This is a genomic window from Uliginosibacterium aquaticum, from assembly GCF_012972705.2.
GTDB lineage: Bacteria > Pseudomonadota > Gammaproteobacteria > Burkholderiales > Rhodocyclaceae > Uliginosibacterium > Uliginosibacterium aquaticum.
On record NZ_JABCSC020000002.1, the window covers coordinates 20,432 to 36,229 of the forward strand.

18 protein-coding genes are annotated in these 15,798 nt (G+C 62.7%); 9 read left to right on the forward strand and 9 right to left on the reverse strand.

The genetic code is table 11. The features are described 5' to 3' along the window. Positions 1-412: 412 nt before the first annotated feature. The 3 genes from HJ583_RS07530 to nifA all read right to left on the reverse strand — a co-directional run bounded on the left by HJ583_RS07530 (position 413) and on the right by nifA (position 3,839). Positions 413-919 (reverse strand): hypothetical protein, encoded by a 507-nt coding sequence (locus HJ583_RS07530; protein ID WP_170021381.1) that lies wholly within the window; start codon positions 917-919, stop codon positions 413-415. A gap of 70 nt (positions 920-989) precedes the next feature. Continuing rightward, positions 990-2,150: a GNAT family N-acetyltransferase gene (locus HJ583_RS18950; protein ID WP_217423346.1), complete on the reverse strand. Its 1,161-nt coding sequence runs from the start codon at positions 2,148-2,150 to the stop codon at positions 990-992. A gap of 45 nt (positions 2,151-2,195) precedes the next feature. Then, on the reverse strand, positions 2,196-3,839 hold the full coding sequence (gene nifA / locus HJ583_RS07545; protein ID WP_170021382.1) for a nif-specific transcriptional activator NifA: 1,644 nt from the start codon (positions 3,837-3,839) through the stop codon (positions 2,196-2,198). Between the two features lie 438 nt (positions 3,840-4,277). Between nifA and HJ583_RS07550 the strand changes: the two genes are divergently transcribed. Continuing rightward, entirely contained in the window at positions 4,278-4,709 is a 432-nt protein-coding gene (locus HJ583_RS07550; RefSeq protein ID WP_170021383.1) for a SoxR reducing system RseC family protein, read from the forward strand. A 181-nt stretch (positions 4,710-4,890) separates the two neighbouring features. Here the strand turns inward: HJ583_RS07550 and fdx are convergent, their stop codons facing one another. The 6 genes from fdx to HJ583_RS07580 all read right to left on the reverse strand — a co-directional run bounded on the left by fdx (position 4,891) and on the right by HJ583_RS07580 (position 9,697). Next, complete coding sequence (fdx, locus tag HJ583_RS07555; protein WP_170021384.1) at positions 4,891-5,223, reverse strand: ISC system 2Fe-2S type ferredoxin; 333 nt, start codon at positions 5,221-5,223, stop codon at positions 4,891-4,893. After that, the gene (gene hscA / locus HJ583_RS07560; protein ID WP_170021385.1) at positions 5,220-7,097 is read right to left on the reverse strand and encodes a Fe-S protein assembly chaperone HscA; all 1,878 of its coding nucleotides are present in this window, start codon (positions 7,095-7,097) and stop codon (positions 5,220-5,222) included. Before hscA ends, fdx begins: the two co-directional genes overlap by 4 nt. 85 nt (positions 7,098-7,182) lie before the next feature. Then, the gene (iscA, locus tag HJ583_RS07565) at positions 7,183-7,503 is read right to left on the reverse strand and encodes an iron-sulfur cluster assembly protein IscA (protein WP_101943635.1); all 321 of its coding nucleotides are present in this window, start codon (positions 7,501-7,503) and stop codon (positions 7,183-7,185) included. A gap of 108 nt (positions 7,504-7,611) precedes the next feature. Then, complete coding sequence (gene erpA, locus HJ583_RS07570; protein ID WP_101943637.1) at positions 7,612-7,962, reverse strand: iron-sulfur cluster insertion protein ErpA; 351 nt, start codon at positions 7,960-7,962, stop codon at positions 7,612-7,614. An 11-nt stretch (positions 7,963-7,973) separates the two neighbouring features. Beyond that, positions 7,974-8,414 carry a Fe-S cluster assembly scaffold IscU gene (iscU, locus tag HJ583_RS07575; RefSeq protein ID WP_170021386.1) on the reverse strand — a complete coding sequence of 147 codons (441 nt, stop codon included), beginning with the start codon at positions 8,412-8,414 and terminating at the stop codon, positions 7,974-7,976. A gap of 71 nt (positions 8,415-8,485) precedes the next feature. Then, the gene (locus HJ583_RS07580) at positions 8,486-9,697 is read right to left on the reverse strand and encodes an IscS subfamily cysteine desulfurase (protein WP_101943640.1); all 1,212 of its coding nucleotides are present in this window, start codon (positions 9,695-9,697) and stop codon (positions 8,486-8,488) included. A 341-nt stretch (positions 9,698-10,038) separates the two neighbouring features. Here HJ583_RS07580 and rsxA point away from each other — a divergent pair, with 341 nt between their 5' ends. The 8 genes from rsxA to HJ583_RS07620 are packed head-to-tail and all read left to right on the forward strand — an operon-like array spanning position 10,039 to position 15,790. After that, positions 10,039-10,626: an electron transport complex subunit RsxA gene (gene rsxA / locus HJ583_RS07585; RefSeq protein ID WP_101943641.1), complete on the forward strand. Its 588-nt coding sequence runs from the start codon at positions 10,039-10,041 to the stop codon at positions 10,624-10,626. 10 nt (positions 10,627-10,636) lie between these two features. After that, entirely contained in the window at positions 10,637-11,161 is a 525-nt protein-coding gene (locus HJ583_RS07590; protein ID WP_101943643.1) for an RnfABCDGE type electron transport complex subunit B, read from the forward strand. Positions 11,162-11,172: 11 nt separating this feature from the next. Beyond that, positions 11,173-12,693, forward strand: a complete 1,521-nt coding sequence (rsxC, locus tag HJ583_RS07595) for an electron transport complex subunit RsxC (protein WP_170021387.1) — start codon at positions 11,173-11,175, stop codon at positions 12,691-12,693. Then, positions 12,690-13,757 (forward strand): RnfABCDGE type electron transport complex subunit D, encoded by a 1,068-nt coding sequence (locus HJ583_RS07600; RefSeq protein ID WP_170021388.1) that lies wholly within the window; start codon positions 12,690-12,692, stop codon positions 13,755-13,757. The genes rsxC and HJ583_RS07600 overlap by 4 nt, the downstream gene beginning before the upstream one ends. Beyond that, entirely contained in the window at positions 13,754-14,410 is a 657-nt protein-coding gene (gene rsxG / locus HJ583_RS07605; RefSeq protein WP_170021389.1) for an electron transport complex subunit RsxG, read from the forward strand. Before HJ583_RS07600 ends, rsxG begins: the two co-directional genes overlap by 4 nt. Further along, positions 14,403-15,104 carry an electron transport complex subunit E gene (locus HJ583_RS07610; RefSeq protein ID WP_170021390.1) on the forward strand — a complete coding sequence of 234 codons (702 nt, stop codon included), beginning with the start codon at positions 14,403-14,405 and terminating at the stop codon, positions 15,102-15,104. Before rsxG ends, HJ583_RS07610 begins: the two co-directional genes overlap by 8 nt. Before the next feature lie 11 nt (positions 15,105-15,115). Beyond that, positions 15,116-15,397, forward strand: coding sequence for an RnfH family protein (locus tag HJ583_RS07615; RefSeq protein ID WP_101943652.1), 282 nt, complete (start codon positions 15,116-15,118; stop codon positions 15,395-15,397). A 24-nt stretch (positions 15,398-15,421) separates the two neighbouring features. Continuing rightward, positions 15,422-15,790: a Rieske 2Fe-2S domain-containing protein gene (locus tag HJ583_RS07620; RefSeq protein WP_217423347.1), complete on the forward strand. Its 369-nt coding sequence runs from the start codon at positions 15,422-15,424 to the stop codon at positions 15,788-15,790. The last annotated feature ends 8 nt before the right edge of the window (positions 15,791-15,798 follow it).

Genomic DNA, 15,798 nt, shown 5'->3' on the forward strand with positions numbered 1-15,798 from the left:
CTTACGACAAGGCCCTCTTATTTTGCGCGGACAACGATTTGCGCATCTGCGTACGACTAGAGGACACAATTGCAGCTAGATTTGAGATCTTGATAAATGCCGATCAAATTCGAATGGGTCTGTCTGGCCTCTCCAAGAGAAATACAATCGCATAACAAGTCCGTCAACGGGACGCCAAACTGCTGCGCAGTTTGGTTCCCTCCGCTGCGCTCCGGCGCCCGTTACGTCCAACGTTGAACGTCTGCTTTCCGAGAGACTGAGCGTCCGCACGGGGTCGAAAGCTGCTCAGCGGAGTGCGCAGATACCGCCAGCGCGGTCATCCAGTGAGCCCTGCAGGCGCTCGCGGATGACCCAATTGCGCACTAGGGCAATGAAGCCACCGTTGACCCTGGGTTTGGGACCGTTCGGCGTTTCAGATGAGCTGACAGCCTGCTTCGAGCAGACGCGGGATGGCGTGAATCTCGCAGTCCAGGCCTACTTCGTCGAGCACCTGTTCGGCGGCGACCGGGCTGGCAAAAACGTATTGCCAGATGCTGCCTTCGCCAGCGTGCTCGAACCAGTTGCCCTCGGGCTGCCGGTGCAGCAGGCCCAGCACATAGCCTGCGCCTGCGAGACGCAGGCCGGCGCGCCCCATGTCGGCCTCGAAGGCGGTGTATTGCCCGCCCTCGAGTTCGGCGATGATTTCCCAGGCATGTGCTTCGTCGGTGACTTGCTGGTAGTCCTGCACCGGATCGCTGGCCGCGCGGCCGAGCGTTTCGCCACGCCCGGCGATACAGGCCTGCATCAGTGCCGCCAGGGAGGCTGCTGCCTGCGCCTGAAGGCCGTCGATGGCCAGCACACAATTGTCATCCTGGTCAAAAGCGTAGAGATGTACGCCGGTGGCGTTTTCGATGGCCTGTACGGTGACGATGCTGGGCATGGTGCGGCTCCTGTGAGAGATGCCTTCTTCTAGCAAGATCCGAACCGCGTCGGGCTACAGCCTTGGCGGCTCAGAAGGTCCACACCAGACAGCGATTGTTGGCCGGCATGGCCCGATCTTCAATGAGTGTCAGACCCTGTGCATCCGCCAGGGCGCAGACGGCTTCGAAATCACGGATGCCCCGATGCGCACCGCCAGCCTTGAGCCACTGGTCGAACTCGGCATTGCTGGGGCTGCTGTACTGGCCGCCGTAGTTGAATGGGCCGTAGATCACGAGGCGAGCAGGGCGCTCCAGCGCGTCCGGCAGGCGGACGAAGAACTGCTCCACCTCATGCCAGGCCATGATGTGGAGCGTGTTGGATGAAAACACAGCGTCATAGCCGCTGGCCGGCCAGGGCTTGCTCACATCCAGCTGTAGTGGTGGCAAAGTGTTAGGCAGAGCTGCACTGGCCAGCCAGGCTTCGATGCCGGGCAGGGTTTCGGTTCGTTCGCTGCATTGCCAAGCCAGATGCGGCAGGGCTGCGGCGAAGTGGATGGCATGCTGGCCGGTGCCACTGCCAATCTCGAGTACCTTGCGGCAAGCGGCGAAGTGTTCGCGCAGCACCTCAAGAATGGGCTCGCGGTTGCGGGCGACAGAGGGCGCGTCGGGTCTGGAATGATTCATTTTCGGATACGAAAGGGGCGGGTCGCCATTGTCGCTGCGGGTGATCGCGTACAGAAGCATGTCGCGTGGCCGACTCGAAATATTGGGGTGCAGGGTGTGGCTTGCCAGGCGCCCTTCTTGGCGCAGTCCGGCTTTCTCGAGCATGCGCGCCGAGGCGAGATTATCCACATCACATAGCGCCTCGATGCGTTGCAAGGAGGGCTGACGGAAGGCTGTGGCGAGCAGGGCGCGCAAGGCTTCGCTCATCAGACCGCGCCCCCAGTGAGTGGGGGTGAGCATGCAGCCCAGACGCAGCAGGTGGGGCTCGATTCGGGCGAGCTGAAGCAGACCGATGACGGAGCCGTCTTCCTCGATGAGCCAGCTCCAGCCGGCCCCACGATCCCAACGCAGCAGATCGAGGCTGATCTGCTGGCGGGTCTGGCGTAGCTCGGCGTGTGGCGTCCAGCCCAGGTAGCGGGTCACCTGAGTTTCGCCTGAAAGGCGCGCGAAGACGGCTTCGGCGTCGGACGGCAGGGGCTTGCGTAGCAGCAGGCGCGGCGTACGCAGTTCGGCAGGCGGCCAGTTCATCTGAAGACCGAGCCTGCCTGACGTGCCCGGCTTGCCGGCAACCGATCAGAAGCGCGGCACGTTGATGTCGTACTTCTTCAGCGCGTAGCCCATCTGGCGGCCGGTGATGTTGAGCAGGCGCGCGGCCTTGGCGCGCACGCCGCGGGCTTGCTCCATGGCCCAGATCAGGCGCTCGCGCTCGCCCTCGGGCTTGCCGTCGCCGACGGCCGGCTCGGCGGGCCGTGCGCCTGCCTGGCCGGGCGCTTGCGGTGCTTCGTAGCTGATCATCTCGGTTTCCGCCGGGGCGACAGCGTCATCCTTCTTCACGAAGTGCAGAACCTGCGTCAGGCAGCGGTTGTGGGTACAGGGGAAATCCTGCATGTCGACCCGGTCGTTGCGGGTCATGGTGGCCACGCGCTCGATACAGTTTTCGAGCTCGCGCACATTGCCTGGCCAGTAACAGTGCTGCAGCACGGACTGTGCTGAGTCCGTGAGCGCGATGTGGCGATCATTCTCGGCATTGAAGCGTTGAATGAAGTGACTGGCCAGCGCAGGAATGTCGTTCGGGCGCTCACGCAGGGCGGGCAGGAAGATGCTGATCACGTTGATGCGGAAATACAGGTCGGAGCGGAAGGTGCCGGCGCTGACCATCTTTTCAAGGTTGCGGTTGGTGGCGCAGATCAGGCGCACATCGACCTTGATCGGTTTGCTGCCGCCCACCCGCTCGAACTCGCGCTCCTGCAGCACACGCAGCAGCTTGGTCTGGAACGCAGCGGAGATGTCGCCGATCTCGTCCATGAACAGGGTGCCGCCATCGGCCATCTCGAAGCGCCCCTTGCGCACGCCGGCGGCACCGGTGAAGGCGCCTTTCTCATGGCCGAAGAGTTCGGATTCGAGCAGGGTTTCGGACAGCGCCGCACAGTTGACCTTGATGAAGGGCTGATCCTTGCGGGGGGACAGCTCGTGGATCGCGCGGGCGATCACTTCCTTGCCGGTGCCGCTCTCGCCGCGCAGCAGCACGGTGGAGCGTGAAGGTGCGACCAGGTGGGCTTCGGCAAAAACCTGCTGCATGCGATCGGAAGCGCCCACTACATTGTCGAGCGTGAAGCCGGCCGGGCGGGCGTCTCGCTCCTGCTCGGTTTTCAGCACCAGGCGCTCGCGCTCTTCGGTGACGATGCGGCGCAGGGCGACGGCCTGACCGACCAGATTGGCCACCATGCTGAGCAGGCGCACATCGCGGCCGAAACCGCCGTTACCGTCTTCGTCCTTGCGGTCGATCGTGAGCACGCCGATCACATTGGTGGTGGCGCGGATCGGCACGCCAATGAAGGCTGTCGGCACCACATCGGTTTCGCTGAGCGACTGGGTGCGGTTCAGGAACAGGGGCTCCTGTGAAATATCCGGGATCACATTGGGCGAGCCAAGCGAGTAGATCCGCCCGATGACCCCTTCGCCGGGGCGATAGCGCGCAGCCTGCGCCTCGGCCACAGTGAGGCCGACCGAGACCGCCAGCTCCAGATCCTCGGCCTCGTCATCCTTGAGCAGCACCATGCTGCGGCGAAACCCGAGCAGGGACTGGAGCACGTTAAGGGATTCGCGCAAGGTCCGGCTGACATCCAGGGATGAACTGAGGATCTTGCTGATCTCATAGATGGTGACCAGCTCGAGCGAGGCTCGTTTGTCCACCAGGTTTCCTGTCGTCGCAATCATGGGGGCGATCCTCTGCTAGGCGAGACAGCTGGGGGCTGGCGCTGTCTCTTTTCCGGTGCAGGTCTGGAAGAAAACGTGCCTGGATCCGGTGACTAATCTCTAGCAAATGATGTGCCGAAAGGGCTGGAAAATGACCTTATAAATCCTAAGGCCTTGTGTGACGGGCTTCACGCCGGATACGCACGTTTCGCGTCAGCGCTGCAGCCGGGCAGGGCTATGCATCAGAGCGGGGCAACACGCACCGGGATGGTCCTCGTCCTCTGCTCTTGAACAGGCCAAACGCTTTTCTGGTAACCCAAAAGTGACATTGTGGACACAACAATCCGGCACGGACTCAACAGACCGTCGGCTTACATGCCCGAAGACCGCCTCACGGGGGGCAAACACGGCCTGGCACAAGGCTTGCGCTAAGGCGGACAGATTCAGGTGGAGAACATCATGGCTTCCCAGCAAGTTCGCATTCTGGCCATTCGTGGCAACACCCTCTTGGTGGAGAGCAGCGCGGCTTCGGCCTGCGGCAGTTGCCATAGCAAGCAGCAGTGCGGGCAGGACGCCGGCGCGCCGCATGAAATCCGGGTAGCTCCGGAGCAGATGGCTTCGCTGAGAGTGCTGGACACGATCAGCGTGAGCCTGCCTTCCGGCCAGTTGCTGCGCATGGCCATGAGCGCTTATCTGCCATCGCTGGCGGGTTTACTGGCGGGACTGTTGATTGGCAGTGCCAGCGGCAGTGATGGCCTGACTGCGCTGAGCGGGGCGATCGGGTTCTGTACAGGCCTGGGCCTGACCCGCCTGCTCGGGCACAAGGCGCGCACCGTTCTTCACGAGGTGCGAGCGGTGCAAGGCGCTGCGCGCACTGGCTGTGCAGGTTGAGGGGATTGCCTTCCCAGAGTCAGGCCTGAAAGGGTGATGGGGCCTGTGCGGCTGAATCTGCAGCCGGGGGACCAGCCTGTGTACAGGGATTCTGTAGGGGCGGCTTAAGCCGGCCGGGCCCAAAAGCTTAAGGAAGTCCATGCAGCCAGCGCTGCAGTTGCCCGAGCCGGCTCCGGGAGCCTCACTCGCGGGCGTGATTGCGCGTATGCACCGGCAATTCCACGGTGAGATCGCTCTCGCCCAGCTTCACGCAACAGGCCAGACGCGAGCTCGCTTCCAGCCCCCAGGCGTCGTCAAGCTGGTCCTCTTCCTCATCACTCGGGGCTGCAAGGCTGGCTCCCCCGGCGCGCACATACACATGGCAGGTGGCGCAGGCGGCGACTTTCTCGCAGGCATGCTCGATTTCGATACCGGCGCCGAGCAGGGCATCACACAGGCTGCTGCCATGGCGGGCTTCGATACGGGCGCCCGTCGGGCACAGTTCCGGATGTGGCAGCAGGGTGATGGTGCTCATGCGGATAGCTCCGTCAGCAAGGTGCCGGCGAGTGCGCTGCGGATGCTGGCATCCATGCGTCGCTCGGCAAAGGTGGTCGAGGCGGCATTGAGGCCTTCGGTGACACGCTTGAGGGCGGCCGTATCGTTTTCGCTCTCGAGCGCTTCGGCCAGTGCGTACAGCGCTTGCTGCACCCTGGCGTACTCGTCGTGACTGAGCAGGGCATGGCCGTTTTCGGCCAGCGCCGCTTCGGTGGCGTCGAGCAGGCGGCGTGCATCCACCTGGGCTTCGCGCAGCATGCGGGTGGCCATGTCGGTATCGGCCTTGCCGAAGGCATCCATCAACATGCCGGCCACCTGTTCATCGCTGAGGCCGTAAGAGGGCTTGACCTGGATCTGCGCCTCGACACCGGAGATCATCTCGCGCGCTGCCACCGACAGCAGGCCATCCGCGTCGATCTGGAAGGTGACGCGGATGCGCGCTGCGCCCGCCACCATGGGCGGTATGCCGCGCAGATCGAAGCGCGCCAGCGAGCGGCAGTCCGCCACCAGCTCGCGCTCGCCCTGCAGCACATGAATGGCCATGGCGGTCTGGCCATCCTTGAAGGTGGTGAATTCCTGTGCGCGCGCCGTGGGGATGGTGGAATTGCGCGGAATGATCTTCTCAACCAGCCCGCCCATGGTCTCCAGGCCCAGCGACAGCGGGCACACGTCGAGCAGCAGCCAGTCATCTCCGGTGCCGCGATTGCCGGCGAGGATATTGGCCTGCACGGCAGCGCCAAGGGCCACCACTTCGTCCGGATTGAGATTGTTAAGTGGCGCGCGGCCGAACAGCTTCGCCACGGCTTCCTGCACCTGCGGCATGCGCGTGGAGCCTCCCACCATCACCACGCCATCAACGTCTTCGGCCGTCACGCCCGCATCGCGCAGGGCCTTGCGCACCGGCGCGAGACTGCGTCCGATCAGATCGCGGGTCATGCTTTCAAACTGAGCTCTGGCGAGCTCCAGCGAGAAGGCGCGGCCATCGGCCAGCTCGCCGCGAATGACGGTGCTGGCAGCATTCGAAAGCGACTCCTTGGCGCGCCGTGCCAGCGCCATCAGCAGCCGGGTATCCTGCGGGGTCTGTGTCTCCAGACCGATTTCGGCGCGCATCCAGTCAGCGATGCGATGATCGAAATCGTCGCCACCGAGGGCAGCGTCGCCCGAGGTGGCGAGCACTTCGAACACGCCACGGGTGAGTTTGAGAATGGAGATATCGAAGGTGCCGCCGCCCAGATCGTAGATCGCGAACGTGCCTTCGGATGCGTTGTCCAGCCCATAGGCGATCGCCGCCGCAGTAGGCTCGTTGAGCAGACGCAATACGTTCAGGCCGGCGAGCTTCGCTGCATCTTTGGTGGCTTGACGCTGGGCATCATCGAAATAGGCGGGCACCGTGATCACCGCCCCGACCAGTTCGCCCCCCAGTGAGGCCTCGGCACGGTTGCGCAAGGCTCTCAATATCTCGGCCGAGACTTCGACCGGGCTCTTGGCCCCGGCACGCGTATTCAGACTCAGCATGCCCGGCGTGTCCAGCAGCTCGTAAGGCGTGCTGCCGGAGGCCGTGAGATCTGCCAACTGGCGGCCCATGAAGCGCTTCACCGAAACGATGGTATTGCGCGGATCGGTGACCTGTTCGGCCTGGGCCGCATAGCCCACCGTGATGGCGCCGGCCTCGTCACCATAACGCACCACTGAGGGCAGGAGCATCTTGCCGGCCTCGTCAGGCATGACCGTAGTCACCCCACTGATCACGCTGGCAACCAGCGAATTGGTCGTACCAAGATCAATGCCTACAGCCAGACGATGCTGGTGCGGGGCAGCGCTCAGGCCGGGTTCAGCAATTTGCAGCAAGGCCATGATTCATCTCCATCGAGGCGCCCTTGGCGCGACGCTTCCAGCGCCGTGTCATGCCTGCATGCGCAAGCATGACGGCGGCGTTCACTCAGACCGCGAAACTCTCACCGCAGCCGCAGGCTGCCTTGGCGTTCGGGTTGTTGAACTTGAAGCCTTCGTTGAGTCCTTCGCGTACGAAGTCCAGCTCGGTGCCATCAAGGAAGACGTGGCTCTTCGGATCGATCACGATGGTCACGCCATTGCTCTCGAAGAGCTGGTCTTCCGCTTCGGGCTGATCCACAAACTCCAGGGAATAGGCGAGGCCCGAGCAACCGCTGGTCTTGACGGCCAGACGCAGGCCGATGCCGCCACCACGTTTGGCGAGGCTCTTCTGCACATGGCGGGCAGCTTTTTCGCTGACGGTGATCATGGTCTTGTCCTCACTACACAGATGAATTTGCACAAAAATTAATCGCAGTGTTCTGGCCGCACGGGGCGAAGCGCTGCCACCACAAGGCCAGAGGCGTTCTCTCAGCTCTCAAACCGAGAAGGAGCTTCCGCAGCCACAGGTGGAGGTGGCGTTCGGATTGCGGATGATGAAGCGCGAGCCTTCAAGGCTGTCCTCGTAGTCGATCTCGGCGCCCATCAGGTATTGCATGCTGATGCCGTCAATGACCAGCTTCACGCCCCCCTTTTCGATGGCCAGATCGTCTTCCTTGTCTTCTTCCTCGAAGGCGAAGCCGTATTGGAAACCCGAGCAGCCGCCACCATTCACATACACGCGCAGCTTGAGTGCGGGATTGCCTTCATCGGCAATCAGCTCGGCCACCTTGGCCGCGGCCGCGTCGGAGAAGAAAACAGGGGAGGGGATTTCAGTTGGTGCATTCATGATGATTCCTTTCAGGCGGCGGCTTTTTCGACGACGACGGCCGGGCAGGCGCCGCTTTCGGTTTCTTCAACAAATCCCTGCTTGGCGCGGTAGTCAGCCACGGCTGCTTTGATGGCATCCTCGGCGAGGATCGAGCAGTGGATCTTCACCGGAGGCAGGGCCAGTTCTTCGGCGATCGCGGTGTTCTTGATTTCGAGCGCTTCAGCCAGGCTCTTGCCCTTCACCCATTCGGTGACCAGCGAAGAGGAGGCGATGGCCGAGCCACAGCCATAAGTCTTGAACTTGGCGTCCTCGATGATGCCTTCAGCATTGACCTTGATCTGCAGCTTCATCACATCGCCGCAGGCCGGTGCGCCGACCATGCCAGTACCGACATCGTCATCGCCGGCCGACATCGAGCCGACGTTCCGAGGGTTGTCGTAGTGGTCCAGAACCTTGTCGCTGTATGCCATGATGATTCTCCGTTGTGTGGGTTGGGGGCTGTCGTGGGGGCTTCAGCCTGGGGTTTGTTCCGTTTGCGGGCTCAGTGAGCGGCCCACTGCACGGTGGAGAGATCGATGCCGTCGCGGTGCATATCCCACAAGGGTGAGAGCTCGCGCAGCTTGCTGACCGAGGCGCTGATCTTCTCGATCACCGCATCGATCTCGTCCTGAGTGGTGAAGCGGCCGATCGAGAAGCGGATCGAGCTGTGTGCCAGTTCGTCCGAGCGGCCCAGTGCGCGCAGCACGTAGGAGGGCTCAAGGCTGGCCGAGGTACAGGCCGAGCCTGAGGACACGGCGACATCCTTGATGCCCATCAGCAGCGACTCGCCTTCGACGAAATTGAAGGACAGGTTCAGGTTGTGTGGCACGCGCTGATCCATGTCGCCATTCACGAACACCTGGTCGAGTTTCATCAGGCCTTGCATCAGGCGATCGCGCAGCCAGCGGGCGCGTTCGTTGTCGGCACCCATGTTTTCGCGGGCGATCCAGTAGGCTTCCCCCATGCCGACGATCTGGTGGGTGGGCAGGGTGCCTGAGCGCATGCCGCGCTCATGGCCGCCGCCATGGATCAGTGCATCGATCCGCACGCGCGGCTTGCGGCTGACATACAAAGCGCCGATGCCTTTGGGGCCGTAAGTCTTGTGCGCCGAGAGCGACATCATGTCTACCGGCAGGCTGGCCAGATCGATGGCTACCTTGCCAGTGGCCTGGGCGGCATCCACATGGAAGATCACCCCTTTTTCGCGACACAGCGTGCCGAGCCGGGCGATATCCTGGATCACGCCGATCTCGTTATTCACCAGCATCACCGAAGCGAGAATGGTGTCCGGGCGGATCGCGGCAGCAAACACGTCGAAATCGATCAGGCCGTTTTCCTGCACATCCAGCCAGGTGATCTCGAAGCCGTCGCGCTCCAGTTCGCGACAGGTATCGAGCACCGATTTGTGTTCGGTCTTCACCGTGATCAGATGCTTGCCGCGCGCTGAGTGAAAGCGCGCAGCCCCCTTGATGGCGAGGTTGTTGGATTCGGTGGCGCCGGAGGTCCACACAATCTCGCGCGGGTCTGCCCCGATCAGCGAGGCCACCTGCTCACGGGCAATCTCCACCGCTTCCTCTGCCGCCCAGCCATAGGCATGCGAGCGGCTGGCCGGATTGCCGAAATTTTCGGAGAGCCAGGGAATCATTTTTGCAAGCACTCGCGGATCGACCGGCGTGGTCGCGGAGTAATCCAGATATATGGGGCGGGGCATCATGCTGCTTCTCCTGCGTCTGGCTTGTGGGGGCTTGCAGGAGCTACAGCAAATATCGAACCAGTTTTTGAATACCCCGCCAGATCGGCGTTTGCGGCTAGCTTGCGGTGATTGGTCGGTGTGCAGCTGTCAGAAATGTTGAAGCAAATGTAGCAACTGTCAGAGTTGTGTTCGGACCCTGGCGGCGCGGCCTGCACCGGCCGTTGTGGACATTCCGGCACTTCAAGAATGACAAAAGCGACCTCCCGCGAAATCCCTTGAACTGAGCCAAAGCGCTTGCCACAAGGGCTTTCCAGCCGATGGCACGAAGCATGCAACGGCGTGGCCAGACAGGAGACCGTGCCATGCGTGAAATGCTTTTGACCATCGTTGCCATCGTGCTCGTGAATAACGTAGTGCTGGTGAAGTTCCTCGGCTTGTGTCCCTTCATGGGGGTGTCAACCAAAGTCGACAGCGCCGTAGGAATGGGGCTGGCCACCACCTTCGTCATGACTTTGTCTTGCGCCGCAGCGTGGGCCATCGAGCATCTGTTGCTGCAGGCTTTCGATCTGGGCTACCTGCGCATCCTGACCTACATCGTGGTGATTGCCGCTGTGGTTCAGTTTGTCGAAATGGTGATCAAGAAGAGTTCTCCGGAGCTGCATCGCGTACTGGGGATCTATCTGCCGCTGATCACCACCAACTGTGCCGTGCTGGGCATTCCGCTGCTTAACGCGCAGGGCAACGCAGGCCTCGTCATGAGTGTGGTGCAGGGCTTCGCGTCGGGCCTCGGTTTCATCATGGTGATGGTGATTTTTGCCGGCCTGCGCGAGCGCCTGGCGCTGGTTCGGGTGCCGGCGACATTCAGTGGCGCCCCGATTGCCTACATCACGGCCAGTTTGCTGGCGCTGGCTTTCATGGGCTTCGCCGGCCTGGTTCCGGCCGCGCATTAGGAGAGGAAAGATGCTTACCGCTGTCATCAGTCTCGCCGCCATCAGTTCCGGTCTGGGCCTCGCGCTGGGGCTGGCTTCACGCAAGTTCCATGTCGAAGGCAACAGCCTTGTTGCAGAGGTGCAAGCCATGCTGCCGGCTGCCAATTGCGGGCAATGCGGTTTCCCTGGTTGCGCCGGCGCGGCTGAGGCCATCGTGGATGGCAGCGCCGCACCGACCTGCTGCCCACCTGGCGGCAAGGTGGTAGCCCAGGCCATTGCTGATCATCTGGGCATCACGCTGGCGGCAGGAGAGGACATCCGCCCGACCATCGCCCTGATCCAGGATCACCTGTGCATCGGCTGCACCAAGTGCATCAAGAACTGTCCTTCGGACGCCATCATCGGCGCCACCAAACAGCTTCACATCGTGATGGACGAGGCCTGCACCGGCTGTAATCAGTGTGCCGAGAAGTGTCCGACTGGCGCCATCGAGATGCTGGAGCTGCCGCAGAGCATCCATAACTGGGTGATGCCGCAGCCGGCTCGTTACTCCTGAGGACTCGAGAGATGCCTACCATCGTCATCCCGCCGCTGCGCCGCCTGCTCCAACGCTGGGGCGTGCATCCGGACAGCCACAAGTACCCGGCTGCCGGGCTCGATATAGAAGACGCCGGCCTGCCGGACATGCTGCGCTTGCCACTGTCGCAACACGTTGGCGCTCCGGCCAAGGTGATCGTGGAAGTGGGCGAGCGCGTACTGCGCGGCCAGCTGATCGCGTCCACCGGCGGCAAGATCTCGGCGCCCTTGCATGCGCCAACTTCCGGCACCATCGTGGCCATCGACGAAGCCGTGGTGCCACATCCGGCCGCGCTGACCGATGTGGCCATCCATCTGCGCCCGGACGGGCTCGACGAATGGATCCCGCTCAAGAGCGAGCTTTACCCGATCAACCTCAGCGAACGCGAGATTTCGGATCGCGTGGAGGATGCCGGTATCGTCGGCATGGGCGGCGCAAGCTTCCCTTCAGCGGTAAAGCTTTCACTGGGCCATCGCAGCAAGGTCACCACCCTGATGCTCAACGGCAGCGAGTGTGAGCCTTATCTTTCCTGTGACGACCGGCTGATGCAGGAAAACGCCCACGCCATCATCGAAGGGGCACGCCTGATTCTCAAGGCAACCGGCGCCACGCGGGTGCTGGCGGGGATTGAAGACAACAAGCCCGAAGCCATCCTGGCCATGAAGCTCGCGGCCAAGCCTTTCCCGGAAGTGCACATCGTAAAGATTCCGAGCCGCTATCCGATGGGAGCGGATCGCCAGCTGATCAAGATGCTCACCGGCATTGAAGCACCTGCCGACGGACGTGCCGCGGATGTGGGCGTGCTGGTGCATAACGTGGGCACTGCCTATGCGGTCTATCGCGCGTTGCGCTACGGCGAACCGCTGACTGAGCGGGTCGTGACCGTCGCGGGAGGCGCCGTGAGCGCGCCGCGCAATCTGCGGGTTCGCCTGGGAACTCCCATGGCATATCTGTTCGAACGCTGCGGAGGTCTGCGCGTGCCGCCTGCGCGCGTGGTGAGCGGCGGCCCGATGATGGGGATCGGTGTACAGAACCTCGATACGCCCGTGGTGAAGGGCACCAGCGGCGTGCTGGCGCTCGCGGCAGCGGAGGTGGGCGAGCGCGAGGCCAGTGCCTGCATCCGCTGCGGCAGCTGCGTGGAGGCCTGCCCGGTAGGGCTGCTGCCACTGGAAATGGCCGCCCGCATTCATGCCAATGCACTGGGCGAAGCCGAGGAGATCGGTCTCGACGATTGCCTCACCTGCGGCGCCTGCGGCTTCATCTGTCCGTCGCGGATTCCGTTGGTGCAGTACTTCCAGCACGCCAAAGGCGAGCTCGCCTCGCGCAGCCGGGAGCAGAAGCGGCTCGACACAATCAAGGAGCTCACTGAAGCCAAGGCCGCGCGCATCGAGCGTGAAGCGCGTGAGAAGGCCGAGATTCACGCCCGACGCAAAGCCGAACGTGAGCGCGCCCAGGCGGCAGAAGCAGCCGCCAAGGCCGCCAGGGCTGCTGAAAAGGAGACCGAAGCATGATCCACGCATCCCCCCACGCCGTGACCAGTCGCACCACTGGCCAGATCATGGGCCTGGTTTTGCTTGCGCTCGCTCCGGCGGTGCTGGCTGGATTCTGGCAGTTTGGCTGGCCCGCTTTCATCCTGTGGCTGGTGTGCGTTGTGAGCTGCCTTGCTTGTGAAGCGGCCTGTCTCCACTGGAGCGGCAAGCCGGTACTGCCCGTGTTGTGGGATGGCTCAGCAGTGCTCACCGCCACACTGCTCGCCATGTCGCTGCCGCCTTACCTCCCGGCCTGGCTGGCGATGCTCGGCAGCGTGTGCGCCATCGTGCTGGCCAAGCAGGTTTTCGGCGGACTCGGTTGCAACCTCTTCAATCCGGCCATGGTGGGGCGCACCATCCTGCTGGTGTCTTTCCCGGTGCACATGACGCAGTGGATCAATCCGCATGCGCTGACGAACGCAATGAGCTTCAGTGAGGCCCTGGCCATCAGTTTCCAGGGCCTGCCGATACCGGATGCACTGACCAGTGCCTCGTTGCTCGGGCATGTGAAAACCGAAATCGGACGCGGCATCGACCTGCTCGATTCGCTGCAGCCCTTTGCCAATGATTCGGCCTGGAGTGGTGCGCGCGCCGGCAGTCTCGGTGAGACCTCGGCGCTGCTGATTCTCGCCGGCGGTTTGTTTCTCGCCGCCAAGCGCATCATCGGTCTGCGCATCCCGCTAGGCTTTCTGCTCGGCGTAGCAGTACCCGCCCTAATCGCGCACGGACTTGCGCCGCAGACTTATCTTCCGGCCGCTACTCATCTGCTCTCGGGCGGGGTAATGCTGGGCGCCTTCTTCATTGCTACCGATTACGTCACTTCCCCCAGCTCACCGACCGGGCAATGGATATTCGCCCTCGGCGCTGGCTTCCTAAGCTGGCTGATCCGCACCTGGGGCGGTTATCCAGAGGGCGTGGGGTTTGCCATCCTGCTCATGAATGCCATCGCACCGCTGCTGGACCTGTGGCTGCGTCCGCGCATCTTTGGCCGTAGCCTCACCGGTAAATCGCTGCCCGCGCGGCGCGTAGAGGAGGGCTTGTCATGAGCACACACGCCGAACGCCTGAATGCAGTGTGGTACCAAGGGGTGTCGCTGGGCATCATCGTGGTGGGCATCACCATCGCACTGGCCGCGGCCTACACCAGCACCCGTGAAGAAGTGGCTGCGGCGGTGGAGAGCGATACGCGCCAGACCCTGGAGCAAGTGCTGCCGCCTGGCTACGCCGATAACAATCTGCTCAAGGACAGCCTCGAACTCACGGATGCGGAGGGACAGGCTGTCACCGTGTATCGCGCACGCAAGAGCGGCACCGTGCGCGCCGTGCTCTTCGAGCAACGTGGCAAGGGCTATAGCGGCGTGATCAAGCTGATCATGGCGGTGGATGCCGAAGGGGTGGTGCAGGGGGTGCGCGTGACAACCCACACCGAGACACCAGGCCTTGGCGACAAAATTGAAGCAGCCAAGAATGACTGGATCCATTCCTTTGAAGGCAAGTCGCTGGTCGCGCCAGGTGAAAAAGCCTGGGCGGTGAAAAAGGATGGCGGCGTGTTCGATCAGTTCGCCGGTGCCACCATCACGCCGCGTGCGGTGGTGGCTACCGTCAAGCGTGGTCTGGAGTTCTTCGCCAACCATCGTGCCCAACTTCTCGATAACCCGGCCACTTCAGCCGGAAAAGCCAAGGAGCCCAGCCATGAGTGACAGCAAGGACAAAGGGCCGGACACCCGGGCCATCGTGCGTGACGGCCTGTGGGACAACAATGTGGTGCTGGGCCAGATGCTCGGGATGTGCCCGGTGATGGCAGTCACCAGCAGTGCCACCAACGGCCTCGGCATGGGGCTGGCGACCATGGTGGTGCTGATCGTGTCGAACGCCATGATTGCCAGCATCAGGAACTGGGTCAGCGATACCGTGCGCATCCCGGTTTTCATCGCCCTCATTGCAGGCCTGGTGACCCTGGTCGATATTTGCCTGAATGCCTGGCTACATGAGCTTTACAAGGTGCTGGGCATTTACATTGCGCTGATCGTGGTGAACTGTGCGGTTCTGGGGCGTGCAGAAGCCTTTGCTTCGCGCAATACGGTCGCAGCCTCGGCGCTGGACGGCACGGCGATGGGCCTGGGCTTCACGCTGGCACTGGTGGTGATGGGGGGCATCCGCGAGATCCTTGGTGCCGGCACTCTCTTTGCAAATGCCCACATCCTGCTCGGTGCGCATTTCGCCTTTCTGGAAATGCGAGTTCTGCCCGAAGCGGCCAGCACCCTGTTCATGATCCTGCCACCCGGGGGCTTCCTGACTCTCGGCCTGCTGATCGCTGCCCGCCGCCGCATCCAGGACGGGTTGGAGGCGCGCGCCGCCGCCAGCGCTTCCACGTCCGCCGTACTCGCCAACTGAGGAGAAATGCCATGCAGATTGCCGTGGCCTATGCGAACACCTTCAAGAAATACTGGCTGCGTCTTGAGGTGCCGGACACCTGCACGGTGGCCGAAGGCCTTGAGCGCTCGGGCATCCTCGCCATCTGCCCGGATATCAAGCTCGAGAACCAGAAGGTCGGTGTTTTCGGCAAGGTGGTGAAGCTCGATGCCGGCCTCCATCCGGGCGACCGGATCGAGATCTATCGCCCCATCGTCTGCGATCCGGCCAAGGTGCCACGCAAGAATGCCGCAGACGACGATGATGATGAGTAGCCGCAAAATCAGCGCAGCTCCGGTATGGAGCAGAACGAATCGCTCATCCAGGAGGGCAGGGGCGTGAGCTACCAGACACTCTGCAAGAAAAGCATGTTGTTCCCAGGCGAAATGCTGCCTTGCAAGCTGGGTTCGACGGAAATCGTTGTGCTCTGGCCCGAACGTGGACGGCCGCGGGCATTCGATGCGCGCTGCCCGCATGAGGATGTGTCTTTGCTGCAGGGCGTGTTCGAAGGCAATATGCTGATCTGCAGTGCGCACGGCTGGGTGTTCGACAGCCATAGCGGCGAAGGCTTGTCACCCACGGGCTGTGAGCTTCGCGAATACCCGATCCGGGTGGCTGGCGAGCATATCGAAGTCGATCTGGATGATGAGGGCGCCGAGCCGGCCTGAACGGAAGC